Origin of the sequence: Pseudomonas asiatica (genome assembly GCF_040214835.1) — a bacterium.
In the GTDB taxonomy this organism is placed as follows: Bacteria; Pseudomonadota; Gammaproteobacteria; order Pseudomonadales; family Pseudomonadaceae; genus Aquipseudomonas; species Aquipseudomonas putida_Z.
Map to the genome: position 1 here is coordinate 2,578,720 of NZ_CP157874.1, position 26,068 is coordinate 2,604,787.

General features: G+C 61.5%; 17 protein-coding genes and 2 pseudogenes. 9 read left to right on the forward strand and 10 right to left on the reverse strand.

Annotated features, from left to right (window positions below):
* The first annotated feature begins 263 nt into the window (after positions 1–263).
* The 7 genes from cycA to lipA all read left to right on the forward strand — a co-directional run bounded on the left by cycA (position 264) and on the right by lipA (position 10,323).
* Positions 264–1,688 (forward strand): D-serine/D-alanine/glycine transporter, encoded by a 1,425-nt coding sequence (cycA, locus tag ABNP31_RS11595; protein WP_085663891.1) that lies wholly within the window; start codon positions 264–266, stop codon positions 1,686–1,688.
* Positions 1,689–1,769: 81 nt separating this feature from the next.
* Positions 1,770–3,302: a sigma-54-dependent transcriptional regulator gene (locus tag ABNP31_RS11600; protein ID WP_085663890.1), complete on the forward strand. Its 1,533-nt coding sequence runs from the start codon at positions 1,770–1,772 to the stop codon at positions 3,300–3,302.
* A gap of 259 nt (positions 3,303–3,561) precedes the next feature.
* Positions 3,562–3,939, forward strand: coding sequence for a glycine cleavage system protein GcvH (gene gcvH, locus ABNP31_RS11605; protein ID WP_085663889.1), 378 nt, complete (start codon positions 3,562–3,564; stop codon positions 3,937–3,939).
* A 14-nt stretch (positions 3,940–3,953) separates the two neighbouring features.
* The gene (gene gcvP, locus ABNP31_RS11610) at positions 3,954–6,824 is read left to right on the forward strand and encodes an aminomethyl-transferring glycine dehydrogenase (RefSeq protein ID WP_350013339.1); all 2,871 of its coding nucleotides are present in this window, start codon (positions 3,954–3,956) and stop codon (positions 6,822–6,824) included.
* 61 nt (positions 6,825–6,885) lie between these two features.
* Positions 6,886–8,139, forward strand: coding sequence for a serine hydroxymethyltransferase (gene glyA / locus ABNP31_RS11615; RefSeq protein WP_085663887.1), 1,254 nt, complete (start codon positions 6,886–6,888; stop codon positions 8,137–8,139).
* A 66-nt stretch (positions 8,140–8,205) separates the two neighbouring features.
* A complete protein-coding gene (gcvT, locus tag ABNP31_RS11620) occupies positions 8,206–9,330 on the forward strand; it encodes a glycine cleavage system aminomethyltransferase GcvT (RefSeq protein WP_238066125.1) in 1,125 nt (374 codons plus the stop codon).
* Between the two features lie 24 nt (positions 9,331–9,354).
* Positions 9,355–10,323, forward strand: a complete 969-nt coding sequence (lipA, locus tag ABNP31_RS11625) for a lipoyl synthase (protein ID WP_433916058.1) — start codon at positions 9,355–9,357, stop codon at positions 10,321–10,323.
* A 15-nt stretch (positions 10,324–10,338) separates the two neighbouring features.
* Here lipA and ABNP31_RS11630 read toward each other — a convergent pair.
* Together ABNP31_RS11630 and ABNP31_RS11635 are read right to left on the reverse strand one after the other, a co-directional pair.
* Positions 10,339–10,512 (reverse strand): annotated as a pseudogene (locus ABNP31_RS11630) (S-(hydroxymethyl)glutathione synthase); the annotation flags it as partial.
* A gap of 15 nt (positions 10,513–10,527) precedes the next feature.
* Positions 10,528–11,661, reverse strand: coding sequence for an aminotransferase class V-fold PLP-dependent enzyme (locus ABNP31_RS11635; protein ID WP_350013416.1), 1,134 nt, complete (start codon positions 11,659–11,661; stop codon positions 10,528–10,530).
* Between the two features lie 311 nt (positions 11,662–11,972).
* Here ABNP31_RS11635 and ABNP31_RS26205 point away from each other — a divergent pair, with 311 nt between their 5' ends.
* Entirely contained in the window at positions 11,973–12,227 is a 255-nt protein-coding gene (locus ABNP31_RS26205) for a hypothetical protein (protein ID WP_433916059.1), read from the forward strand.
* Positions 12,228–12,283: 56 nt separating this feature from the next.
* Here the strand turns inward: ABNP31_RS26205 and ABNP31_RS11645 are convergent, their stop codons facing one another.
* Both ABNP31_RS11645 and ABNP31_RS11650 read right to left on the reverse strand, forming a co-directional pair.
* Complete coding sequence (locus ABNP31_RS11645) at positions 12,284–12,745, reverse strand: type II toxin-antitoxin system YhaV family toxin (protein ID WP_085663883.1); 462 nt, start codon at positions 12,743–12,745, stop codon at positions 12,284–12,286.
* Positions 12,745–13,062 (reverse strand): type II toxin-antitoxin system PrlF family antitoxin, encoded by a 318-nt coding sequence (locus ABNP31_RS11650; RefSeq protein ID WP_085663882.1) that lies wholly within the window; start codon positions 13,060–13,062, stop codon positions 12,745–12,747. The genes ABNP31_RS11645 and ABNP31_RS11650 overlap by 1 nt, the downstream gene beginning before the upstream one ends.
* 241 nt (positions 13,063–13,303) lie before the next feature.
* On the opposite strand from ABNP31_RS11650, the pseudogene ABNP31_RS11655 reads away from it, so the two are divergent.
* Positions 13,304–13,477: pseudogene (locus tag ABNP31_RS11655) on the forward strand (DUF2274 domain-containing protein); the annotation flags it as partial.
* A 79-nt stretch (positions 13,478–13,556) separates the two neighbouring features.
* Here ABNP31_RS11655 and ABNP31_RS11660 read toward each other — a convergent pair.
* The 6 genes from ABNP31_RS11660 to ABNP31_RS11685 all read right to left on the reverse strand — a co-directional run bounded on the left by ABNP31_RS11660 (position 13,557) and on the right by ABNP31_RS11685 (position 25,675).
* A complete protein-coding gene (locus ABNP31_RS11660; protein WP_085663880.1) occupies positions 13,557–15,290 on the reverse strand; it encodes a UvrD-helicase domain-containing protein in 1,734 nt (577 codons plus the stop codon).
* Complete coding sequence (locus ABNP31_RS11665) at positions 15,287–17,371, reverse strand: ATP-dependent nuclease (RefSeq protein ID WP_085663879.1); 2,085 nt, start codon at positions 17,369–17,371, stop codon at positions 15,287–15,289. The genes ABNP31_RS11660 and ABNP31_RS11665 overlap by 4 nt, the downstream gene beginning before the upstream one ends.
* A 78-nt stretch (positions 17,372–17,449) precedes the next feature.
* The gene (locus tag ABNP31_RS11670; protein ID WP_085663878.1) at positions 17,450–18,724 is read right to left on the reverse strand and encodes a TIGR02679 family protein; all 1,275 of its coding nucleotides are present in this window, start codon (positions 18,722–18,724) and stop codon (positions 17,450–17,452) included.
* Entirely contained in the window at positions 18,721–22,866 is a 4,146-nt protein-coding gene (locus ABNP31_RS11675) for a TIGR02680 family protein (protein WP_085663877.1), read from the reverse strand. The genes ABNP31_RS11670 and ABNP31_RS11675 overlap by 4 nt, the downstream gene beginning before the upstream one ends.
* Positions 22,863–24,131 carry a TIGR02678 family protein gene (locus ABNP31_RS11680; RefSeq protein WP_085663876.1) on the reverse strand — a complete coding sequence of 423 codons (1,269 nt, stop codon included), beginning with the start codon at positions 24,129–24,131 and terminating at the stop codon, positions 22,863–22,865. Before ABNP31_RS11680 ends, ABNP31_RS11675 begins: the two co-directional genes overlap by 4 nt.
* Positions 24,128–25,675 carry a TIGR02677 family protein gene (locus tag ABNP31_RS11685; RefSeq protein ID WP_218191635.1) on the reverse strand — a complete coding sequence of 516 codons (1,548 nt, stop codon included), beginning with the start codon at positions 25,673–25,675 and terminating at the stop codon, positions 24,128–24,130. Before ABNP31_RS11685 ends, ABNP31_RS11680 begins: the two co-directional genes overlap by 4 nt.
* Positions 25,676–26,068: the final 393 nt, after the last annotated feature.

The window sequence follows — 26,068 nt, forward strand, 5'->3', positions numbered from 1 at the left end:
TGATTTCGATACAGAGTGGGGAGGGGCAGCGCTCAGTGTGCCCGGGGCTGCTCGAACGCCTGATTGGCACGGTTTTCTGGAGTGACTTCTTTACAGCCACGAAAGCCCTGATTGAATAAAACCCCGCCAACTAGCGCTATTGGCGTTTGGCACAGAGCTTGCTCTCTACCTTGCACGCGATCGGACTTGAAAGTTGTTCATCCGGTCTCGAGGTTTGAACTTGTGACGTTATAAAAACAATTAGACTAGCAAGGTAGAAAACAATGAATAACTTGCCCCACGGTCACCGCCCGCCTGATGGTGACGCACACGAACTCAAGCGTAACCTGTCCAACCGCCATATCCAGTTGATCGCCATTGGCGGTGCTATCGGCACCGGCCTGTTCATGGGCTCTGGCAAGACCATCAGCCTGGCGGGGCCCTCCATCATCTTCGTCTACATGATCATCGGCTTCATGCTGTTCTTTGTCATGCGGGCAATGGGTGAACTGTTGTTGTCCAACTTGAAGTACAAGTCGTTCATCGATTTCTCGGCTGACCTGCTCGGCCCGTGGGCGGGGTTCTTCACCGGCTGGACCTACTGGTTCTGCTGGATTGTCACCGGTATCGCCGACGTGATCGCCATCTCTGCCTATTCGCAGTTCTGGTTCCCCGACATCCCTTTGTGGATACCGGCGTTGGCGTGTGTCGGCCTGTTGCTCAGCTTGAACCTGATGACGGTGAAGATGTTCGGCGAAATGGAGTTCTGGTTCGCCATGATCAAGATCGTCGCCATCTGCGCGCTGGTCTGCACCGGGTTCTACATGGTGGCGCTGGCTTACCAGTCGCCGGCCGGGCATGCGGCATCGCTGGCCAACCTGTGGAATGACGGTGGCATGTTCCCCCATGGCGCCATGGGCTTCTTTGCCGGCTTCCAGATTGCGGTGTTTGCCTTCGTCGGCATCGAACTGGTGGGGACCACCGCCGCCGAAACCAAGAACCCGGAACGCAACCTGCCACGGGCGATCAACTCGATTCCCTTGCGCATCATCGTCTTCTACGTGCTCGCGCTGGTCGCCATCATGGCCGTCACACCCTGGCGTGAAGTGGTGGCCAACAAGAGCCCCTTCGTCGAGTTGTTCGTACTGGCCGGTCTGCCGGCAGCCGCGGGCATCATCAACTTCGTGGTGCTGACCTCGGCCATGTCGTCGGCCAACAGCGGCGTCTTCTCGACCAGCCGCATGCTTTACGGCCTGGCAGTGGATGGCGATGCGCCTGGCAAGTTCGGTGCGCTGTCCCGCCGTGCGGTACCTTCCAACGGCCTGATCTTTTCCTGTGTGTGCCTGACGGGCGGGGCGCTGGTCATCTACCTGGTGCCGAACATGCTCGAGGCCTTCACGCTGATCACCACGGTGTCGGCACTGCTGTTCATGTTCGTCTGGTCGATCATCCTGCTGTCGTACCTGGCGTACCGCAAGCAGCGTGACCCGTTGCACCAGGCGTCGAGGTACAAGATGCCGGGCGGCACGTTCATGTGCCGGGTGTGCCTGGTGTTCTTCGCTTTCATCCTGGCCTTGCTGGCGCTGGAGGCCGACACCCGCAGCGCGCTGTACCTGATGCCGGTCTGGTTTGCCGTGCTGGGCCTGGCCTATCGATCGATCCGGCGGAAAAGGCAGCAGGCCATGCAGCTGTCATTCGATGCCGATTGATCACCCTATTCACGTTTTGCCCAAGGGGGACGGCGCGCTGCGCTGTCCCCCTGTCGTCTTTCTGCCAAGCAGGGAATCTTTATGAGAATCCACGTCAACTTTGTCGACCGTGTCGGTATCACTCAGGAAATCCTCTCGCTGCTTGGGGCGCGCAACCTCAATCTTGATGCGGTGGAGATGATTCCGCCCAACGTCTACATCGATGCCCCAACCTTGTCCCCGGTGGTGCTGGACGAACTCTACGCTGCCCTGATGGACGTGGACGGCGTGCAGAAGGTGGCACTGGTCGACTTCCTCCCCGGCCACCGCCGGCGCCTGCAGCTGGAGGCATTGCTGGCGGCGATGAGCGACCCGGTGCTGGCGGTGGACCCTGGCGGTCATGTGCTGCTGGCGAACCCGACCCTGGTCGCCCTGGTGGGGCGCGAGCCGGCCGGTGAGCCGTTGAACAGGTTGTTTGCCGAGCCGGACCTGGCCCAGACCCTGATCGACAAGGGCTTCCGCCTGCCAATGTGCGAGGTGGGCTTTCAGGGCCAGGCCCTGCTGCTGGAGGCCACGCCGATAAGCGGTGGCGCCGATGGCCTGGTGGGTGGCCTGCTGACCTTGTACCCACCCAGCCGCATCGGCGAGCGCCTGGCCTCGCTGCTGCATGACAACAGCGAAGGCTTGGGGGCGTTGCTGGGCGAGTCGGCGGCGCTGCAGGCGCTCAAGGCCCGCCTGCACAAGGTGGCGAGCCTGGAGGCGCCGGTATTGATCCAGGGCGAGACCGGTACGGGCAAGGAACTGGTGGCCCGTGCCTGCCACGCGCTGAGTGCCCGGCGAGATGCCTCGTTCCTGGCGCTGAACTGCGCGGCGTTGCCCGAGAGCCTGGCCGAAAGCGAGCTGTTCGGCTACGCCGCCGGTGCCTTCACCGGCGCCCAGCGGGGCGGCAAACCGGGCCTGCTGGAACTGGCCGATGGCGGTACGGTGTTTCTCGATGAAGTGGGCGAGATGTCGCCGTACCTGCAGGCCAAGCTGCTGCGTTTTCTCAATGACGGCAGTTTTCGCCGGGTGGGCGGTGGCAGCGAGGTGCAGGTGAATGTGCGGGTGGTTTGCGCCACCCACCGCAACCTGGAAAACATGGTGATCGAGGGCGGCTTTCGCGAAGACCTCTACTATCGCCTCAACGTGCTCAACCTGCAGGTGCCGCCGCTGCGTGAGCGCGGCAAGGACATCCTGCTGCTGGCCGAGCATTTCCTGCGCCAGGCCTGTGCGCAGATCCAGCGCGCCCCGTGCCGGCTGGCGCTGGCCACCCATCCGCTACTGCTGGGCAATCGCTGGTCCGGCAATGTGCGCCAGTTGCAGAACGTGATATTCCGCGCGGCGGCCATCAGCGAAGGGGATGTGATCGACTGTGATGACCTGGAGCTGGCTGGCACCGCCTTGAGCAGCCAGCAAGCCGAGGGGCAGGAGATCGTCAGCCTGGAAGCGGCCGTGCAGGCATTTGAAAAATCCTTGCTGGAAAAGCTGTACACGAGCTACCCCTCGACCCGGCAACTTGCGGTGCGCTTGCAGACTTCGCACACGGCGATCGGCCAGCGTTTGCGCAAGTACGGCATCGCCAGTCGGGTCTCGTAGCCGGCCCGGTGCGAATACGCTCCGCTGGAGTGATTGTGCTCCAGGCGGGCGTGGTCCCGGGTTCATTGGCCCGTGCTGTCAGGGTTGGCTGCCGGGCCCAGGCCACGGAGCGAATACGCTCCATCGCGCAGGCTTGGGATGGACCGAAATAAAACAGTAAGGCATTGATGTATAAGGGTTTTAGTGAGTTGGCATCACCCTTGCTCTGTATCAGTCAGTCCTGCATCAGGACCTATCTGATAACAAGAGAGGAAGATCCATGAGCACGCTGCGTTTTACTCCTGAACACGAATGGCTGCGTCTGGAAGCGACTGGCGAGTTGACCGTCGGCATCACCAGCTATGCCCAGCAGGCCCTGGGTGACGTGGTGTTCGTGCAACTGCCGGAGCCGGGCGAGTACGGAGAGGGCAACGAAGTCGCGGTGCTCGAGTCGGTCAAGGCCGCCAGCAACATCACCATGCCTTTGCGCGGCACCGTGGTGGCCGTCAACCAGGCCCTGGCCGACGACCCCGAGCTGGTCAACACCTCGCCCATGCAGGACGGCTGGTTCTTCCGCATCCAGGCGGCCAACCCGTCGGAGCTCGACGGCCTGATGGACCAGGACGGCTATGACCGCTTCCTGGCCGACAACGCCTGAGCCAGGGGGCAGAGATGACAAACGCATCCATCCCGCTGGGCACTGACAACGAATTCATCGCCCGTCACATCGGCCCGCGCGAGGGCGATATCGACGCCATGCTGGCGCTGGTCGGCCATGACTCACTGGAAGCCCTGATCGACAGCGTCATCCCCGCCAGCATCAGGGGCACCAGCGTGCTCGAGCTGAGCAAGGGGCAGGGCGAGGCTGAAGCCCTGGCCGCACTCAAGGCAATCGCTGCGAACAACCAGCTGTTCAGCAACCACATCGGCCAGGGCTATTACCCTTGCCACACGCCCACGCCGATCCTGCGCAACCTGCTGGAAAACCCGGCCTGGTACACCGCCTACACGCCGTACCAGCCGGAAATCTCCCAAGGCCGCCTGGAGGCGTTGCTGAACTTCCAGACCCTGGTCAGCGACCTCACCGGCATGCAGATCGCCAACGCCTCGTTGCTCGACGAAGCCACCGCCGCCGCCGAGGCCATGACCTTCTGCAAGCGCCTGGCGAAGAACAAGGCCCCGGCGTTCTTCGCGTCCAGCCATTGCCACCCGCAGACCCTCGATGTGCTGCGTACCCGTGCCCAGCCACTGGGTATCGAAGTGGTCATCGCTGATGAAGCGTTGCTGGAAGGCCAAGCCCTGGACGGCTATTTCGGCCTGTTGCTGCAGTACCCGGCCAGCACGGGTGCCATCACCGACCACCGCGCCCTGGTACAACGCGCCCATGCGGCGGGTGCGCTGGTGGCTGTGGCCGCCGACCTGCTGGCACTGACCTTGCTGACCCCACCGGGTGAGTTCGATGCCGACGTGGTGCTGGGCAGCGCCCAGCGCTTCGGCGTGCCGCTGGGCTTTGGCGGCCCGCATGCGGCGTACTTCGCCACCCGCGATGCGTTCAAGCGCGACATGCCCGGCCGCCTGGTCGGCGTGTCCATCGACCGCTTCGGCAAGCCGGCCCTGCGCCTGGCCATGCAGACCCGTGAGCAACATATCCGCCGTGAAAAGGCCACCAGCAACATCTGCACCGCGCAGGTGCTGCTGGCCAACATCGCCAGCATGTATGCGGTCTACCACGGTCCCCAGGGCCTGGAGCAGATCGCCCGGCGGGTGCACCGCCTGACCGCGATCCTGGTGCAAGGGCTGAAACAGCTCGGGCACAAGGTCGAGCAGGCGCACTTCTTCGACACCATCAGCGTGGTCACCGCGAGGCCCGTGGCCGATGTGCTGGCTGCCGCCAATGCGGCACGCCTGAACCTGCGCCTGATTGACGAACTGCGGGTTGGTGTATCGCTGGATGAAACCTGCGAACAGGCCACTGTCGAGGCCCTGTGGCAGGTGTTCGCCGAACCCGGCCAGGCGCTTCCAAGCTTCACCGCGTTGGCCGCCGGCAGCAGCGATTGCCTGCCCGTGCCTCTGCTGCGTGCGACCCCGTTCCTGCTACACCCGGTGTTCAACCGCTACCATAGCGAAACCGAACTGATGCGCTACCTGCGCCGCCTGGCCGACAAGGACCTGGCCCTGGACCGCAGCATGATCGCGCTCGGCTCGTGCACCATGAAGCTCAATGCCGCCAGCGAGATGGTCCCGATCACCTGGCCCGAGTTCGGCGCCCTGCACCCATTCGCCCCGGCTGAGCAGTCGCAGGGTTACCGCCAGCTGACCGATGAACTGGAGGCCATGCTCTGCGCGGCCACCGGCTATGACGCCATGTCGCTGCAGCCCAATGCCGGTTCCCAGGGTGAGTATGCCGGCCTGCTGGCGATCCGCGCCTACCACGCCAGCCGTGGCGAGGCAGGGCGCGATGTATGCCTGATCCCGTCGTCGGCCCATGGCACCAACCCGGCCACGGCGCAGATGGCCGGCATGCGGGTGGTGGTGGTCAACTGCGACGAGCGTGGCAACGTCGATGTCGCCGACCTGCAGCTCAAGGCCCAGCAGCACAGGGCGCAGCTGGCTGCGCTGATGATCACCTACCCCTCGACCCACGGCGTGTTCGAAGATGCCATCACCCGTATCTGCGACATCATTCACGAGCACGGCGGCCAGGTGTATCTGGATGGCGCCAACATGAACGCCATGGTCGGCCTGTGCGCCCCGGGCAAGTTCGGTGGCGATGTGTCGCACCTGAACCTGCACAAGACCTTCTGTATCCCCCATGGCGGTGGCGGCCCCGGTGTCGGCCCGATTGGCGTCAAGGCGCACCTGGCGCCGTTCCTGCCCGGTCACGCCCATCTGGCGAACCCGCAGGGCGCGGTCAGCGCGGCGCCTTATGGCAGTGCCAGCATCCTGCCGATCACCTGGATGTACATCCGCATGATGGGCGGGGAAGGGCTCAAGCGCGCCTCGCAGCTGGCGATCCTCAATGCCAACTACATCGCCCGCCGCCTGGAGGAACACTACCCGGTGCTGTACACCGGGGAGAACGGACTGGTTGCCCACGAGTGCATCCTCGACCTGCGCCCGCTCAAGGACAGCAGCGGTATCAGCGTCGAGGACGTGGCCAAGCGCCTGATCGACTTCGGCTTCCATGCCCCGACCATGTCCTTCCCGGTGGCTGGCACGCTGATGGTCGAGCCGACCGAGAGTGAGTCCAAGGAAGAACTGGACCGCTTCTGCGCAGCGATGATCTGCATCCGCGAGGAAATCCGCGCCGTGGAAAACGGCACCCTGGACAAGCTCGACAACCCGCTGAAGAACGCCCCGCATACCGCCACCGAGCTGGTGGGCGAATGGCCCCACGGCTATGCCCGGGAGCTGGCGGTGTACCCGCTGGCCGAACTGCGCGACAGCAAGTACTGGCCGCCGGTGGGGCGCGTGGACAACGTCTACGGCGACCGCAACCTGGCCTGTGCCTGCCCGCCGCTGTCGAGCTATCAAGATGCCTGACCCTGCTGGCCCGGACGCTTCCGGGCCGTGCTTGTCGACCGAACAACAAGGAATCTCACCCATGTTCCACAAGAGCCTGACCCTGTCCGATTTCGACCCTGCATTGTCCGCGGCCATCGGCCGTGAAGTGCAGCGCCAAGAAGACCACATCGAGCTGATCGCTTCGGAAAACTACACCAGCCCGCAGGTGATGCAGGCCCAGGGCACCGAACTGACCAACAAGTACGCCGAAGGCTACCCGGGCAAGCGTTACTACGGGGGCTGCGAGCATGTCGATGTGGTCGAGCAGCTGGCCATCGACCGCGCCAAGCAGTTGTTCGGTGCCGGTTATGCCAACGTCCAGCCACACTCGGGCTCCCAGGCCAACGCGGCGGTCTACCTGGCCCTGCTGCAGGCCGGTGATACCTTGCTGGGCATGAGCCTGGCTCACGGCGGCCACCTGACCCACGGGGCCAAGGTGTCGTCCTCGGGCAAGCTGTACAACGCCGTGCAATACGGCATCGATGCCAACGGCCTGATTGACTACGACGAAGTCGAGCGCCTGGCGGTCGAGCACCAGCCGAAGATGATCGTGGCTGGTTTCTCGGCCTACTCGAAGACCCTCGACTTCCCGCGTTTCCGGCAGATCGCCGACAAGGTCGGGGCCTACCTGTTCGTCGACATGGCCCACGTCGCCGGGCTGGTCGCGGCAGGCCTGTACCCCAACCCGCTGCCGTATGCCGATGTGGTCACCACCACCACCCACAAGACCTTGCGCGGGCCGCGTGGCGGCCTGATTCTGGCCAAGGCCGACCCGGAGCTTGAGAAAAAGCTCAACTCGGCGGTGTTCCCAGGCGGGCAGGGCGGGCCGCTGATGCACGTGATCGCGGCCAAGGCGGTGTGCTTCAAGGAGGCCCTGGCGCCTGGTTTCAAGGATTACCAGCGCCAGGTCATCAGCAACGCCCAGGCCATGGCGCAGGTGTTCATGCAGCGCGGTTTCGACGTGGTTTCCGGTGGCACCGACAACCATCTGTTCCTGGTCAGCCTGATCCGCCAGGGCATCACCGGCAAGGATGCCGACGCCGCGCTGGGCCGTGCGCACATCACGGTGAACAAGAACGCGGTGCCCAACGACCCGCAGTCGCCGTTCGTGACCTCGGGCCTGCGCATCGGTACCCCGGCAGTGACTACCCGTGGGCTCAAGGAGGCGGAATGCCGCGCCTTGGCGACCTGGATCTGCGACATCCTCGACCATCTCGGTGATGCCGACGTCGAGGCCCAGGTGGCGCGCCAGGTGGCAGCGCTGTGCAAGCTGTTCCCTGTCTATCCGGCCTGACCTCAGGGCTTGGCGGCTGCCGGCAGTGTGCCGGCAGCCCATATCATCGAAGGCCAGGAGCCAGCCATGACCACAGAACAACTGCAACAAACCCCGCTGCACGACCTGCACCTGGCGCTGGGGGCACGCATGGTGCCATTCGCCGGTTATGCCATGCCGGTCCAGTACCCGCTGGGTGTGCTCAAGGAACACCTGCACACCCGTGAACGGGCTGGTCTGTTCGACGTTTCGCACATGGGCCAGATCCGCCTGCGTGGCGCAGAGGCCGCCAGGGCGTTGGAAGCGCTGGTGCCGGTCGACATCATCGACCTGCCGGTGGGCATGCAGCGCTATGCGCTGTTCACCAATGACGACGGCGGCATCCTCGACGATTTGATGGTGGCCAGGCTGGGTGACGACGAACTGTTGCTGGTGGTCAACGCCGCCTGCAAGGAGCAGGACCTGACCTACTTGCGCCAGCACCTGGAAGGTTATTGCGAGGTCGAGTCGCTGTTTGCCAGCCGGGCCTTGCTGGCCCTGCAAGGCCCGGCGGCGGCCAAGGTACTGGCGCGACTGGCGCCCCAGGTTGCCGGCATGACTTTCATGCAGTTCGCCAGTGTGAGGCTGCTGGGTGTCGACTGTTACGTCAGCCGCTCGGGCTACACCGGCGAAGACGGCTACGAAATCTCGGTACCGGTCGAGGCGGCGCCCATGCTTGCCCGTTCGATGCTGGCCGAAGCCGAGGTCCAGCCCATCGGCCTGGGGGCCCGTGATTCGCTGCGCCTGGAGGCCGGGCTGTGCCTGTACGGCCATGACATGGCGGTGCACACCACGCCGATCGAGGCCAGTCTGGGCTGGGCGATCTCCAAGGCCCGGCGTGCCGAGGGTGAGCGCGCTGGCGGCTTCCCCGGCGCCGAGCGCATCCTTGCCCAGCAGCACGAAGGCGTGGCCAGCAAGCGCGTGGGCCTGCTGCCTGCAGAGCGCGTGCCGGTGCGTGAAGGGGCAGAGATCGTCGATGCTCGGGAGCAGGTGATCGGCCGGGTCACCAGTGGCGGTTTCGGCCCCAGCCTGGGCGCGCCGCTGGCGATGGGCTACCTGCAGAGCGAGCAGGCAGCGCTGGGCACGCAAGTGTTCGCCCTGGTACGCGGCAAGCACGTGCCGATGCAGGTGGTGCGCACACCGTTCGTGGCGCAACGTTACTACCGTGGCTAAAGGCCAGACTGTCGGAGCATGAGCATGAGTGAAATCCAGACTGCCCCTACGCGCCCGCAGCCCTTGCAGGCTGGGGTGAAACTGCGCGGCGCCGAGAAGGTGGCGCGCATCCCGGTGAAAATCCTGCCCACCGAGCAGGTGCCGCGCAAACCCGACTGGATTCGCGTGGAGATTCCCACCACACCGGAAGTGGCACGGGTCAAGGCCCTGCTGCGCAAGCACAAGCTGCACAGCGTGTGCGAAGAGGCGTCCTGCCCGAACCTGGGGGAGTGTTTCTCGGGCGGCACGGCGACGTTCATGATCATGGGCGACATCTGTACCCGCCGTTGCCCGTTCTGCGATGTCGGCCATGGCCGGCCCAAGCCACTGGATGCCGATGAGCCGACGAACCTTGCCATCGCCATTGCCGACCTTGGCCTGAAGTATGTGGTGATCACCTCGGTGGACCGTGACGACCTGCGCGATGGCGGCGCCCGCCACTTCGCCGATTGCCTGCGCGAGATCCGCAGGCTGTCGCCGGGTATTCAGCTGGAAACCCTGGTGCCGGATTACCGTGGCCGTATGGACGTTGCTCTGGACATCACTGCGCAAGAGCCGCCAGACGTGTTCAACCACAACCTGGAGACCGTGCCGCGCCTGTACCGGGCGGCACGGCCGGGCTCGGACTTCGAGTGGTCGCTGGACCTGCTGGAGCGCTTCAAGCAACGCCTGCCGGCGGTACCGACAAAGTCCGGCCTGATGCTCGGCCTGGGCGAGACCGATGCCGAGGTGGTCGAGGTGATGCAGCGCATGCGTGAGCATCAGGTTGACATGCTGACCCTGGGGCAGTATCTGCAACCGTCTCGCAGCCACCTGCCGGTGCAGCGCTTCGTGCACCCTGACACCTTCGCCATGCTTGCCGAGCAGGCCTTGGCGATGGGGTTCAGAAACGTGGCCTCCGGGCCTCTGGTGCGCTCGTCCTATCACGCTGACCGGCAACTGCAAGCAGTTTAAGGGTTCAGATCACCATCATTCGCGGTAGGTGCCTTTTTGCTTGGCGGCGTGAACCGCGAGTGCATCCATGAGTGGGGGCGACAAGCAGTCGCAAGGTTCCAGGCCAAGTTCACGCAGACGCTCGCGAATCGCCGCCATCTGTGCCGGTGGCGTGCCGCTTTCGATCACCGAGAACACGAAAGCGGCAAATGCCAGGATGAGGCCTCAGTTCACCATCACTTCGTCCAGTGCCTGCTCAAGGGTGCTGACCGTGCGCTCGATATCGTGCAGTTTTTCGAGCCCGAACAGACCGATGCGGAAGGTCTGGAAGTCGGCCGGCTCGTCACATTGCAACGGCACTCCGGCGGCTATCTGCAGGCCGTGCTCGACAAACTTCTTACCGCTCTTGATATCGGCATCATCGGTGTAGCTCACCACTACGCCCGGGGCCTGAAAGCCGGCTGCGGCCACGCTCTTGATGCCTTTGCCAGTCAACATGGCGCGCACCCGATCGCCCAGAGCCTGTTGTTCGCCGCGGACCTTGTCGAAACCGTAGGCTCGCATCTCGTTGATTACTTTGTTAAATCGCGCGAGAGAGTCGCTGGGCATGGTCGCATGGTAGGCATGCCCGCCCTGTTCGTAGGCCTGCATGATCTGCAGCCACTTTTTCAGGTCGCAGGCGAAACTGCTGCTTTGCGTCTGCTCGATGCGCTCCAGGGCCAAAGCACTGAGCATCACCAGGGCGCAGCAAGGGGAGGCGCTCCAGCCTTTCTGTGGAGCGCTGATCAGCAGGTCGACTGCGCACTTTTGCATATCAACCCAGATCGTGCCTGAGGCGATGCAGTCGAGCACGAACAGGCCGCCCATCGCATGCACAGCGTCGCCGACGGCCCGCAGGTAATCGTCGGGCAGGATAATCCCGGATGAGGTTTCAACGTGGGGGGCGAAGACAATCTGCGGCTTGTGCGCCTTTATCGCCGCCAGCACTTCGTCCAGAGGGGGCGGAGCGTAGGCAGCCTGGCGACCAGTGTCGACCGGTCGGGCTTTCAGCACCGTGGTCGCCGCCGGGATGTTGCCCATCTCAAGGATCTGGCTCCAGCGATAACTGAACCAGCCGTTGCGTATCACCAGGCATTGCTGACCGGTGGCAAACTGGCGCGCTACCGATTCCATGCCGAATGTACCGCTGCCGGGCACTACCGCAACAGCCTGGGCGTTATAGACCTGTTTCAGGGTCCTGGAAATGTTCTTCATCACGCCTTGAAACGTCTGCGACATGTGATTGAGCGAGCGGTCGCTGTACACCACCGAGTACTCGACCAGCCCCTCAGGATCAATGCTGGGATAAAGCTTCGACATGGGTGACTCCTTTGGCAGGGATGTCATTGGTATCGACCCTGTCCTTAGCCTTGTCAAATGCCAAGATCGACCGGGACTGATGAAATCCATGTGATACCGCGGCGCCTGCTTCGCGGCTGAAGCCGCTCCCACAGGAGGGCGTGGCGTTCTTGCCGGCCAAGCGTGAAAGCCCATGCTGGGCCAAGGTTGCAGCAAAGCATCGGCCGCTGGGCCGCCTGGCATCGTGTTGATCTGCGACCGATTGTGGGTGACTTTCGTCAGCTTGTATTGGCTGGTGTGGTGCATTAAGCACCGTCGAGGAACGTCTCGGCGTGCCGCTGTTCGTGCGCCAGCACAATGCCCTGATGGCGAATGATGCCGGGCTTTGTGTGGTGCACTATGCACTGTTGATCCATAGCCTGGGCCATTTGCGCGATGAGGTGTTGGGGATCGTGCTCAGAGGCTGTCAGGATCCCCGAAGAACATTTGGACATTCATATAAATCAAATGGTTATGAATGGATAATTGGTTTTGTACCCCCCCCAGATGTACCCCTTTTTACAGCAGCTACGAGTGGATTACAGTGAACACACCGGGGGCGTGGCTCGCGCAGAACGTGCAATCCCTCACCCATTTGCGCAACTCATGCTTTGGGCTCGTCCCAGTCGCTACGCGTTGCGGCAGTCAGCGCATCCCAGTCATCAGGAGGGTTGCCGCGGCCCAACATCTTCTCGAATACGGCGTAGGGATCGGATTTGCTGCCTGCGGACCGTAAGGTGTTTTCGTCGTTGACCCATGCATAGACGATGACCTTGGACCTTGAGTCGTAGCGAAAGAACAGCCGAAAGCGCCTGCCGATTTTTGCGCGGCGCCAATGTCTGTAGGCGGTGCCCAGCGTGTTGCCTTGGCGGAACTCATCACGGCCCGGGTCGGCAGGCACAGCCTCCATGATTAGATGGCTCAATGCCCGAAGCAGCTTGACGTTGGCGTTGCTCTCAAAACCTTGCGGGTCGTTCTGCTCGGCCCGGGCGGCGGCTTCTTGCAATTTGCGTAGCTGTAACGTCACACCTTCATGGAACAACAGTGTCCAGCCATGTCGCAGCATTAGATCGCGACCTCACCATCGATATCTTCGTCGAGGTTTACGTAGAGGTTTGCGTTGGCGAGCATGGTTTGCGCCAGGCCTTCCGGCAGGGTGGTGAGGTTGCGGCCTCCTCGGATATCTGCCTCCAGCAAACCCAGGAACGCACCGATGGCAGGGTCTTCGTGGGTGGTTTCTACGCGGCTGACCACGATTTCACCGCCTCGTACGTCGAATGCAATTTTGCCACCTGTGTCAATGCCCAGTAGCTGGCGAACGGATTTGGGCAGTGTGACCTGCCCCTTTGAGGTCAACGTGGCGATTTCGTGGATGGCAGGCATGAGTGTTCTCCGGATATACAGATTGAATGGTAAGGAATAATCCTTACGCAGTCAATCTTGGTTTCTGCTGATCAGGCACTAATAGGGTTACCGACCAATGCGGCGAGTGTCGACAGCAAGGGTTTCCTGCCCAACCCTTTCGCAGGTGAAAAGCCATTCTTCATAATCACTGCGCAGAATGCCGAGTAGTACCGGGCGTATCTGAGCGAGGGACAGATGGCAATGCTGCGCCGCTGTCGTTTACGCAGCGCTGCATGCAGAGGCCTATGGTGAGAGGGTTGACGCTCTAAGTCTGATTCCACACATGCTGGAGGCGTTCATGGTAGGAGATCGGGAGGGCTGCGGAGTCGCTACGCACAAGACCAGCGCGCAAACAGGAGCTGTTCCGATCAGCCGAGAACCCCACACTGACTGACGATCTTGCTCCTCAGCAGCAGGCCACTCTGAATCGCCCCGCTGGCTAGGCGGAACTGTTGGGGGGCTGTCACACAGCTTCAGGTCGGGATAGCAAGTTCCACTACGTTGTCGCCTCCAAAAAGACGATTCACCGCTGCGAGAGCTGTATCCGGCATGGCCTGTGTGGCCAGCACGGCGAGTCGCGTCATAGGTCGGGAGATGGATACATAAAAGAGATTACGAGCACGATAGAAGCCCTTTGTGTTCTTTGCATTCAGCGCATTTGTCTCAATTAGCTCGAGTAGTTGTGGCCAGTTATAGTGGTTCCAACCGCCTCCCAGCACTACAAGAACGTTCTCAAACTCGGCGCCCTTGACGCTATGTTGCGTGGCAAAGGATGTCTGCTTTTCGATGAACTTGACCACCTCAACGACCTCTCCGTAAGGAATGTCCCGCAGCTTGCTGTACCGCATAAGTGCGGATGCATCCTCAGGTATGGGGTCGCCGTTTAGTGCTATGAGTTCTTCGTCGCGCCGCAATACGCGGTCTGGTGGCGATGGACGTCTTGTCACCTTCAGGTGGTCAATGACCTGTCCGATCGTGCCTTCTGCACGCAGCTTCTGGAGGGCATCCATGTCGCGACGCCAACTGGCTTTGTCTTCATGTTTGGTTATCGCAGGACCGGAGCCGAATGCCCTGAACATATCGCCGTAGCGAGATGCGCCGTAGGCTGCACATATGGGTTCAACGACTTCTGCAAAGAACTTGATCGCCGGGTCTTCCTTTTTTGCGAATAGATCGTTACGGCCGCTGAATACCTCAGCGAGGTTGGGATAGCCCTGTTCAGCGGCTAGGACGTTGTGGGTAAGCATCAGTACCTTCGTCCTGCTCAGGTCCCAGCCCTCGGCTTGCAGCTGTTGCATCAAATCTTCCCGAGTGCATCGGGCCAGATCAGGTGGCAGATCCTCCTTGGCGTGCCGGTCATTTGTCCGTTGACCCTTGTAAGCGTTGGTGTGAAAGAAGCGCGCCTCGCCCTTTGCCTCGGGGTCATGAACGGCTTGGTGTAGTTCAGGTCGCAGCTTGTTCAGCACATCTACGACTGCGGGAACCGACCGGAAGTTGGAGCCTTTGGCAATTTCTTTGATCGGATATTCCGCGAGCTCGTATTCACTTCGATAAATGGTTTGCCAGTGGTCTCCAAATAGACCAACGAGGGGCCCGGTTGCGGGCTTTAAGAAGTGCTCGGTAATCGCCTCCATGAATTGGCGATGGGTATCTTGATACTCGTCGATAAAAATCACTGGAAACTGCTGGGTCAAGATGCGTCGAAATTTTTCCTTCTGCAGAAGCTTGGCCATCATCTCTGGGATGTCGTCGTGACTCAGCGTGACTCTGTCCATGTCGACGCCGAAGAATCCCAGGTCGTAATCCACGGGCTTTGAGCCGATACCTCCGCCTTGTTCGACTTTCTCTTTCCGATCCTCCATTTCCCCCACGAGGTCACGTAGCGCCTTCTGAAACTGGCGTAGGAATGCCCACGAGAAGCCGTGGATGGTATTGACCAGAATGGCGGGATGATCCTCAATCTCTTGGGCAATCTCATTACGGGCAACTTCGGTGTAGGTGATGCAGGCTACCTTTTGCCCCGCTCGAACCAAGGCTGGGCCTCGCTCCGCAATCAATCGCTTCAGCGCGGTGACCAGGGAATACGTCTTGCCTGCGCCGGCACCAGCTTCAAGGCGAAAGCTGTGACCCGTATCAAGGGCCTCATTGATCTTTCTTTGAGCCTCTTGTGCAGCGATGAGTGCGGGATTCTCGTCAGGTTTAGTCATACTGCCTCCTCCTTGGCTGGCGCTTCCACGTTCTGTGCGGGTGGAGGAGGGGGTTCGGAAAGCCATGCCAGGCCTTCCTGGATATAGCGGGGTACCACCCATTCTTTCTCGCGAATGGCGAACCGCAAGGCCGTATCCGCTTTCGCGAGCCCCTGGGCGATCTCCCACGCTTCATTGGCCTCGTCCTGTTCCTTTAACCACTCAAATCGATCCGGGTTTGCTAGAACGAGCGCGTCTTCATAGCTGCGGGCGCATACGTTCGTACCAGGTTTCTCTGCAATCTGATAGGCAATGCGACGGTAGCCGCTTTGCTTCTCCTCGGCAGTCTTGGCAACAAGCTCGGCAGGAGTGATTTGCCAGTCATCCTTTCCCTCGGTATCTTCGGGGCGAAACCATTCCTTGATAGCCGCGTTCGACGTCCGCTCGCCTTCAGCCACAGGGCACTTGTCCCAAGTCGTAATCGTCTTTCCTTTCTTGTTCTGCTTTTCCACCGGTTTGGTTGAATCCAGATCGGTGACGACCAAGGTCTTGAGTTCGAGAAAGTCGAGGAGTGGATAGAAGATGTGCGCATAAGCTCCGCCGACCTCGACGCAGGTTACGTACTGTCTGGCCAGCTTGTGCTTGTCGTCGAGCGACCTATCAACCAATTCGCACAGCCGAGGCATCAGCAGCCGCTCCGTCGTCCCTTCGACCATAATGGCCTTGTCCGCAAAGTACAGATCGCACTTGGTCAACGTCATGTACTGGTGCAGGAAGTTCTGGTCGTCGGGAGAGATACTGCTCATGCCCTTCTTGAAATCTTTAACCTTGGTCTGACGAGCATTTGTCTGGCCCGGCGACTCATTTAGGAAATACCGTACTGCTTCAAACGATGCGGCATTTGCAACATGCGGAGAATGCGTCGTGATGACGAACTGAACGTTCCACGCAGCCTCTTCGGGGTAGCTCGCCGACAGCTTTCTAATGGCGGCATTCAGTTGGCCGATGAAAACTTCTTGCATCTGCGGATGCAAATGAGCCTCAGGTTCTTCAACGAAGATTAGATGTGTGGCTGGGCGGGTTGCCTTGGCTCGGTAGGCCTTGTGGTAGCTTTCGAGCTGCAACAACATGTAGATCAGATTGCGAGTGCCGAGGCCGTTGTAGCCTTCCGGAAGATGTACCCCGTCTGTGCCGGTGTAGACCACCTTTGTGTGGTCCGACAGCAGGGCCTCAACATTCAATGAGGTCTCGGGCCGAAGCTCGGTATCGTTGAGGCTTGGAAAGCCCAGTACTTCCATGGCCGGCAGCAGCTTCTTCAGCATTTCATCGAAGTTACCTTGAATGCTGCGTTCGATGCCTTCGACTGACGCCTTCAGCTTTGCCGCCAGCTCCTGATCTCCTGCTGCGGCCGTTGGTGCGGAAGCAGTCTTGAATAGCGCGCTGAGCAATTTGCCAATGACATCGGCGTCGCCATGCTTTGCATGGTCGAGAGTTCTTTGTGCGCGAACGAAATTGCACTGCAGTAAAGCCGCTAGTGCGGTCGTACCCTCAAAGTCACGCCGATTGGTATCGTCCGTGGGGTCGATGGCGAACACATGGATGTTGTATGCCTTGGGCAACGTGTCGCGTAATGAGCGGAAGAAGTGTGTTCTTAGCTCGACACCTTCTGGCTCGGCAGGTACATCAAGCAGAGTGTGGAGAGTTGCCAGCGTCGCTTTGTACTCGACGCGCACAATGGCTGTGGTGGAGTCTACGTCCAGGTCAATAACGAAAGGCGCAAGAGGCCCTAAATTCGGGGCGGTGCTGTCGTAGCGGAAGGTTAGAGTAAGAGAGAGCGTCGGGAGTGCTGCGAGTACGTCCTCTGGCTTTGCCGACTTTTCTCTCAGCGTCTTTGCATTGAAGAACCGCTCGCGTTGGGGGGGCGAAAAGTCTTCCAGACGAAATCGCGCTCCGGTCTCCCCGGTGAAGCGATCAAAAATGTCGGTAAACGATGTCTTCCCGCTATTGTTGCGCCCTACGATTACTGTGGAATTTCCTTCCAGCATGATCTCAACATCCTGGAGGAGTCGAAATCCCTCGACCCTAACCTTCTCGATTCGCATGTTTGCTCCCGATTGATTGCCTCTAGTCGTTTCCTGTTTGCCGCCTGGTCTTAGATGCTCTGTTGATGATCGGGCGGATTACTTTTCCCCATGGCTCAGATCGTCTAAGAGAGTGCTGGCAACCGCTTCCTCTGGAATTGCGAGCCCTTGGGTGTCCATGGCGGTGTGCAGCTCTTTGTCCCATAGAGCCTCGACCCCGTTGAGGGCCAAATCGCGCGGTCGCGTCTGCACTACCATCACCGCTTCGAGGTAGTCTCTGCAGCCGAATCGCCAAGGGACTGCCTGCCAAGTACGCATGACGTGATTGCCGATGACGATCCCTGGCCAGTCGTAGTCGCCATGGTAGTGCAGGCGCGCGCCGGCGGCGGCCAACTGGTCGAGTAGAATTCGCTGCGCAGCGGCGGGCATGCCATCGGTGCAGACTAATGGAGCACTATCGGCACCCAGACGGTCGGCGACGATGGCTACTATGTTCGGGTTTTCACATACGTACACATTCCGTCCGTCTACTGCCCAGGAATACGGCTTGCGAACCAATTGCCGCAGTGAGAGGTAGGCGGGCTCGCCAGGCAGCCAGGTGTGGGCTGTGTCTGGCAGCGCAGGCAAGTTAAGAAAGAGAGCAGGGCGGGCCAGCTCGTTGACGAGAACTCCCGCCCTCGACCAGACCTCCCGCACACGCTCTTCGGCTCCACCGCCAGTCTCGGTTGTTGCCTCATCTTCTTGAGAGCCGCCCGTGCGCTCGTGCAGGCGCCAGGCCGACAGTACCAGGGTCGCAACAGGACGGCCGGGATCCAGCGCATGGGCATCGCCCAGCGTTTCGGCGGCAAGTTGCGAGCGAGGCAGTCCTTCCTCGGGCAGACGGCGGAGCACAGTATCAGTCGCTGCCAGTAGCTGATTGGCGCGCACGGGATCGCGCCCAAGACGCTTGAGCAGGGGCATGCAGGTTGCCGCGTTTTGCAGCCAGGCGCAGAGGAGAGGGCTGCCTTCGGCCGACGCCGAGGTCGTGAGGGCCGACCATTGTGCCGCTAGCGTTTTACGCAGGCTGGCTTTCGCAACAATGGGGCCATCCAGTTGCGCCAGCGCATCCTGTAGCGAGTTGGCTAGCCCGGCCTCACGCAGTCGTGCATCGAGCTCGGCAATGTCCAGCGTCATCGAGCAAGCTATTCGTGAGGGGCGACCGGTCAGTTGGCAAAGAGCCGAGTACTCTTCCGCGGCAAGGTTGCTCAAGTGAACCGAGGATAGCGACTGCTCGGCATCGGCGAGCTCAAAACGGCGGCGCAGGCGCTGGCGCAGGGCGGCCAGTGCTGGCCCGCCGAGCAGGCGCTGTAGACGTAGGTCGGGGCTGGTCTTCATGCCAAGGGGAACCTGCGATCAGGATCTTCTTCGAGTCGCTTAGCCCGTCCATCCCAGGTCCAGCGCGAGACGAACACCGCATCGATACCTTCGCGACGCTGCAACTGGCAGATCGACACGCCAGGTAGCTCCGCATAGCAGGCCCACTCCCGCTCGCTGGTGATGACGAAATCCAGGTCGAATTCCCGCACCAGGCCCATGCAGTGGGCGCGGGCGGTATCGTCGATACCGGCGAAGGCTTCGTCGAGCAGCATCAAGCGTGGCGCCAAGGGACTGCCGCCGTGGCCGTAGAAACTGGCGATAGCGGCGAACAATGGGACGGTCAGGCCTAACGCGCGTTCGCCACTGGAGGCCGGTCCAGACAGCTTGCGCCATTGACCATCCTGCTGACGCTGGATGCGGAAACGATGCCAATAGCGATAGTCCAGCGCGTGGGCGAGTTGATCGAGAAGACTTCTACCTGCGCTGTCAGCGTCGGCCAGGGCGCGTTCGGCGGCGATCTGCTGTTGCAGCATGGTACCGACCGCACGCCGGTCTTCGGTCGACCAGAGGTCGGCGCTGGTATTGAGCAGGCTCTTGCGTGCGGCCTCCAGGCCTGCCGGTGCGCCTTCCTCGACTGATAGCGGCTCCCATAGCAGGCGGTAGCGTACGCCAGTGGTGGTTGGGCGCTTGTGCAATTCGTTGTTTATCGCCTCGACGCGGTCGTCGGCAGCTCGCATCAGTCGCTGGAGCTCGGCGGCGATTTCTGCCTGGAGGTGATTTTCCAAAACTTCACGCTCACGAGCCGACAACAGTTCGCTGCGCTGGGCAATATCCTCGGCCAACAGTAGCGCGAGGGTATCGGGGCGCTCGGCACGGTTCTGGTACTGGATTGTGACGGTGATGCCCCAATCGTTGGGTTCTGAGATGGCCTGGTGGTTCAAGGCGCTCAGCCCGCGCTGCAGTTCACTTAGGTCTTCGGCGATCTGTTTCTGTACGCGGGCCCAAGTGGCTTCGTCATCGGCGATGTCAGCCAGCGCCTGTTCGATGCGGCGGGCTAGGTTCAGCGCCGGGTCGATGCTCCAATGCTCAGGCAATTGCAGGTCCGGCAATGCGGCGGCCAGCAGGCCGCTGGCGCTGAAATGGCGAAGGCGTTCGACGGCCATGGCGCGCTCGTTGCTACGCTCGCTCAGAGTCTGCTCAGTGCGTTCGACGTGCGCTGCGATCACGGCCTGCCGTTTTTCCGCTTCGCCCAGCGCCGTGCGGCGTGTTTCGGCGTCCTGCTCGGCCTGGGTACGTCCGGCAAGCGCGGTGGCCAGTTTGGCCAGCAATTCTTCCACTTGCTGGCCGATGGACTGGCGTAGTGTCTCCAAGCGGACCCGGGCCTGTTCAGCCTGCTCGTCGGCGACCATCAGGGTTTCCTCAGCCTGTTCCAGCACCCTGCGCGCTTCGCCTTCGCGCTGTTGCTGCTGACACTGATCGGGCCATGCGCGCTGCCACTCGCGTGCCGCCTGGACCAGGTGCGCCTGGACGGTGGCGAAGTGTTCCAAGGCCTCTTCGGTTGCTGGTAGCAGCTCGAGCTCTGCCGGCAGGCTCAGGTCGGTCGCGTCGTGGTGTAACTGCTCGCGTGCCGATTGCCATGCGTCTTTGGCTTCCTGGCTGCGTGTTTCGGCCAGCACCAACAGCTGCCGGATCCGATCGACATCACGAGCGGCCTGCAGCGCAACAGCAATCGCATCGTGCAGTGGGCGCTCGGAGGGTATGCTTTTCCGTTCCCGTTCGGCTTGGCTGCGCTCGGCGGCCAGGGTTTCGTATTGTCGTTCGAGCTTGGCTTGCGCCATGTCGAGTTCGGCAAGGAGGGTGGCGAGTGCTTCCAGCCGTCGTTGTCGTGCCAGTTCCCGTGCACTGCGGCCGATGTAGCCTGCTTCGGTTTTTTGCCAGGCACCTGCCAGCGGCCCCAGACGATAGCGACCATCAGGCGACAACCAGGCTTCGGCATCGCTCGGCTCCTGCGTGCCGTAAGCCACGCCCTCCAACAGTGCAGTCAGCGTTGCTAGTGCGATCGGGCAGGCCTCGGGCAATGCCGGGATCAGTGCAGCGTTCAGGTTGGCACCATTCACTGGCGCGCGCTGGTGCCAGCTGCTATCGAGCAGCGGCGTACCGTCGCTATCGCTCAATACCCCATTTGGCGACAGCCAGGCGTCAAGTAGGCCGCTGGCTTCCAGGGCGGCTTCCAGCCCGGCCCGTTGCGCGGCATCCAGGCTCGGGTGGAAATCCACCAAGTGCCAGAGCGGCGCGCCGTGCCGTTGCAGACGCACACCACTGGCCCGGGTGAGCGGCTCGGCGGGCAGCGCATCTTCGCCGGCGGCCAGGCGGGTGCGCTCGTCCTCGATATCGGCGCGCTGCTTGTCCAGGCTGGTATGGTAACTGTCCAACTCCGCCTGTTGGGCGGCGTGTCGTTGCAGCGTCGTCTGCCAGGCGTTGTCCAGTGCCACTTGCGCCGGGTTTTCGACTTCCGGAAGGGCCACCCACTCGGCCAGTTGTAGCAAGGGCTGCTCAGCATTGAAGCGCAGTTGGATGAGGCTTGTGCAGTGCTCGGACCAGGCTTCGAGCAACGCGCTGCCTGCCTGTTCTGCTTGCTGGTCGGCCCGCTCGCGTTGCGCCAGTGATATGTCCATTTCACCGCGAATGGTTCGAGCGTGTTCTTGCTTGTCCGCCAGTACCGCTTGGTGTTGGCTAACTTCGGCATGACGCTTACGCAGATGGGCGATGTCCTGGCGCCGACTCCTCACCAGCTCGCGCAGGGCTTCTTCAGCGGCCCTGTACTCGGGCGGATGTGCCGCGAGCGCTTCGGCTTCAAGGCTAAGCAGTGGGTTGATTGCGAGGTCTGCGGTTATAGCGAGTGCTTCGGCCGCGTCCAGCGTACGAGTACGCGACTTGTCCAGCTCATCGCGAGCTTGAATGGCCGCAGCGGTCCGTCGCTGGCTCAGTTCTACTTCGCTATTGAGTTTGCTACGCGCTTCATCGCGCTGTCGGCCTGCCGTGTGAGCTGCATGTTGCCGTTCAGTGGCATTACGCTCTTCCAGGGCAAGACGGTTGGCGTCCTGGTTGGCGGGATCGCTCTGCAGCGTATCTACCAGCTCCCGGGCCGCCGAATACTTCAGCTTCGCGGCTTCGTGCTCCGCAAAAGCCTCACCCTGCGCGTTCTGTGCGCCGGCGAGTTCAGCCTGCGCTTGATTGCGAGCCTCGCTGGCGTTGTCGAAATGGGTTTGAGCCTGGCGTAGTTCTCGTGCCTGGCGCCGCGCCAACATACCGGTATAGATTCGGTAGCGTCGTTCAAACTGGGTGACGGTTTGCTCCAGTAGGCGCGTTTCTTCCAATTGAATGCGGTCTTCCTCCAACTGGTTGAGCGCTTCGGCCACATCGCCCAGCAGCTCGGGTGGTAGCGGTGGCAGCGACTCGCTCAGGGCATTGGATAGGCCGGTTTCGTCGGGTTTCTTCGACAGTTGTGGCTGGCGCAGCTGGATCAGCGTATCCATCAGCGCGTCGTAGCGCCGTGTCCCTAGCTGGAACAGGCGCTCGTCCACGGCACGGCGATACAGCTGATGGTTTTCGAATAGTTGACCGCGTCCGCCAAGTGCATCGCGCAAGCGTTCGCGAGTAAGAACCTGGCGCTCGGCAGTGGTAAGCCAGAGATCTTCGCCGATACGTGGGTCTAGTGTCGTGCCGTCACCTTCCACGATGAAAAACCAGCTGTCCACTTGAGCCCGGCCATCGACTGCCGACAAACCGACCCCCAGGGTCAGGTAGCGGGGGCGGCCATCGCGCTCGCGTCGGCCGAACTCTATCCAGCTGTAGCCGATACGGCGGGGATAGTTGCCGACCAGGAGGTTCCAGGCCATCTTCTTGCCGCTATCACCGTCGGGCTCGACGCGCGACGAGCGCAATTGTGCGTCCAGCAGCAACGGTAAGGTCAGCGACAGCACCTTGGATTTCCCGGTGCCGTTATTGCCGCGCAGAAGTAAATGACCATCGTGGAACCAGAACTCCTCACTGTCGTAGTGGAACAGTTCGACTAGGCCAAGACGTAAGGGCTGCCAGCGTTCGCGCAGAGGTTTGGGCAGTGCGGGGCGGGAGGGGGTGATGAATAGGTCGCTGGTCATGCGTCAGGCTCGGTTAGAAACAGGGTTTCGGCCCCTTGGGCGTTGCGCACCTCGGTCTGTCCGAGGGAGAAGCGGGCAATGGCGGGCAACGGATGTACGCCATGCATATCACGCAGCATTAGGCCCAGACGACATAGGCGAGCGATGGCGATTTCCGCCAGCTCGTGTTCGGCGCCTGGCGAGCGCGCCGATTTGCGCCAGTAGCGACCATATCGCCCAGCGGCCTCGTGCAGGAACAGGGCAATCTCGCTTTCTGTCGCTCGCAATGGGGCACGTTTATCCCGCAGACGCCGGGCCAGGTACTCCGCTACCAGCAGCGTTACATGAGCCTCAGTGCCCTCGGCGGGCATGGCTATATCCGTCAGTTGCCCGCTCTCGTCGATCAGGGCCAGGCCTTCGGCGCGTTGCTCGGCGACCAGTCCGGTGGCTTCACACAAGCGGTTGGCGAGAACACCACGCTGATTGAGGAAATAGCTGCGCGTCTCTTCATCCAGGCTGTCGGTATACAGCACCGGATCGTCGAGCAGGCGTCGCGCCAGGTGGTGGCGTATGGCGTCGCGCCTGCCTTGCTCGCTGTCCGCTGTAAAGCCGGCCACCAGTGCATGCAGCCGCGCCTCGGTATTTCCCGGAGTCTCCTCTGTGCTCCAGGTCGAGGGCCCGCGCACCGCCGCCAGCAGGCCGGCCAGCAAGCGCCGGTGAATGTCGTAGAGCGCGTCGGACTGTGGCCCGCTGCCGTCCTGTACGTAACTCTCTTCCTCGCCAGCGACACGTTCGAGAACGCCATGAGCCAGGAGGGTACGGCACACCATGACCAACTCGCGTCTTTCGGCAGCGCAGTGCAAGGTGAAGGCGAAACCCAGTGTCTGCAATGCCGGGTCGGCGGCTTGTTGTACGATCCGTTCGCCGATCTGTCGCAGGGTGATCTGCGGGTCGGCTCGCTCCAGCACTGCAGCAGCCAGACACAGCAGTACATAGCGACGCCGGTCATAGTCCGGCAGGCCGCGGGTCGGAGCGGACAGGTCGGCCGGGCGCTTGAACAGGCGGGCACCCTCGCGGTCCACATGCAGCGGCCAGCCGGTCTCGCGGGCGAACCACTCGCGCAGGCGCTCGGCTTGGCGACGTACGGCGGGGAAATCCGCGTGCCCTGGCGGCATGAGCGGGCACATCAGCAGGCTACGCAAAGCCCGGCGGAATTCGTCTTGCTGCTGCGCCTTCTGTGTTTCTCCGACATGTCGGGTGCCACGGCGGGACGAGGGTATGCTCATGATCTGTCCTCGGTGAGCCGGATCGTCAGCAGATGATCCCGGCCGGAGAACATCCCGGCTGCCGTGCAGATTTGGGCGCGGCTGTTTTCAGCCAAAGGTTCCAGGCGAATATGCAGCAGACCGTCGCCCGTTTGGCGCTCGACAGGGCTGTTCGGATCCTGTTGTTCAGCCAGTGCCTCGCCAAGCAATCCCAGAAAGAGGCCGAAGGCATGCACATCGAGCTCGCCCAGCTCCGATAAGCGTGTCGGGCGGCCGCTCGCCAATCGCCGGCGCGCGGCCTCGACCTGGCGCGATTCCTCCGCCAATTGCTGAGCCATCAGCGCCCGATCCCGGCTACGATCGCGCACTTTCGCCAGTGCGCCGCGCGGTGCGGCTTCACCATACTCGCGCAAGCGCGGATTGATGATCAGCGGAGGTGCATCCAGCCAAGAGGTGCTCGCTGGCACGTCGTCCGCATCAGCAACCTCTAGTGAGAAGTGGCGCGCTGGGTGCAGCGCGAACGCTGCTTGCGCGAGACGGTGTGCATCGTCGTCGCTGTCGCATGCAGCGAACCACTGTGCCAGCACTCGGAAATCGGCCGATCGGTCGCTGCGCCCGCTGCGTCGCTCATTAATTGCCGCGATGGCGCTAAGCAGTTGCGGAATCGCCGATCGCGCTCGGGCACGCAGTAGTTCTGCTTGAGGCGGTTCGTTGCCGGTGGCCAGAAACCAGCCACGCAATCCTTTCCAACGCTCGCGCCAGATATCCTGGCGACGCTGCGTTTCCTCTGCCTGCTCGCCAGTGTCGTCGGGGGCGGCATCACGCGCTTCACGTGCAGCGACTTGGCGTAAGACATACTCGATGATGGCGGACAGTTCATGCAGCGTGCGGGCGATGGCATCGGAGCGGCGGATCAGATCACCCATAAAGCGCTCGAGATAGTCGATCAGCCGTCGCTTGTAAGCGACCAATGCGGTGGCGTCGGCTTGCTGCAGCTCTAGACTACGTGCCACTCCAGCCATGAACGCCTGGGCGTTTTCAGTAAGACCCTCAAACACTCGCACTAGGTCGCGCAGAATCTCATGTGCCTTGGCGGTATCAAGGTCGTTGCCGGATTGTGCCTCAGCCATCAATCGCTGCAAGGCTCGTAAGCGGCTGTCGATGTCCTCCAGCGCGACTGTCTGCAGTTCTGCACGATGACGTAGGCTCTGCGCGAATGCTATCAGGCCGGCCTCTACCGCCTCGCCGCCGCGCGAGAGCCTATAGAGAAAACGTGCCCGGTAATAATCGTTGAGCGTGGATACACGCGTCATGTCCGGCTGCGATTCGAGATTGCCCCAGGTCGCCAATTGAGCTAATGCAGCGGCAACCTCTTCCTGAGCCGGTGGCGTCCGATGACTCCAGTTTGCTTCAGATAATACTTCGTCGGGCCGTAATTGCAGGCGGTACTGGCGCTTGGCAGCAGCGAACACCTCCATGATGGCACGATAGAGGGCCGCCTTTTCCGCAGTGGCGTGGCGGAACAAATCCGCTGAAGCTTCCGGCCAGGATGAGTTGTGAATCACCAAATTCTACCTCAGTGACCTTCCGTGATCGATGAGACCATTCTTCAGTTCTCTTCGCTATTTGCCAAGCTTTCCCTGCGAGCCAAATACTTAGGAGTTTTTTTGTGTCGGGGGCGCTGAGCATCTTCGGTTGGGGGCATCATTTTCAAACCATCCAAAGCATGCCCTCAAATATGTCCCAAATGTAGCAATTAGCTGGAAGTAAATAGCTATTCGAGGCTAGAAAAACGCAGAAATGATCAGCTAACAAGCATGCGCGAAGCCCCTAAAGACTGTCAGGGTCGCCAAAGAACATTTGGCCATTCATATAAATCAAATGGTTATGAATGGGGAATTGGTTTTGTACCCCCAGATGTACCCATATTTACAGCAGCTACGAGTGGATTACAGTGG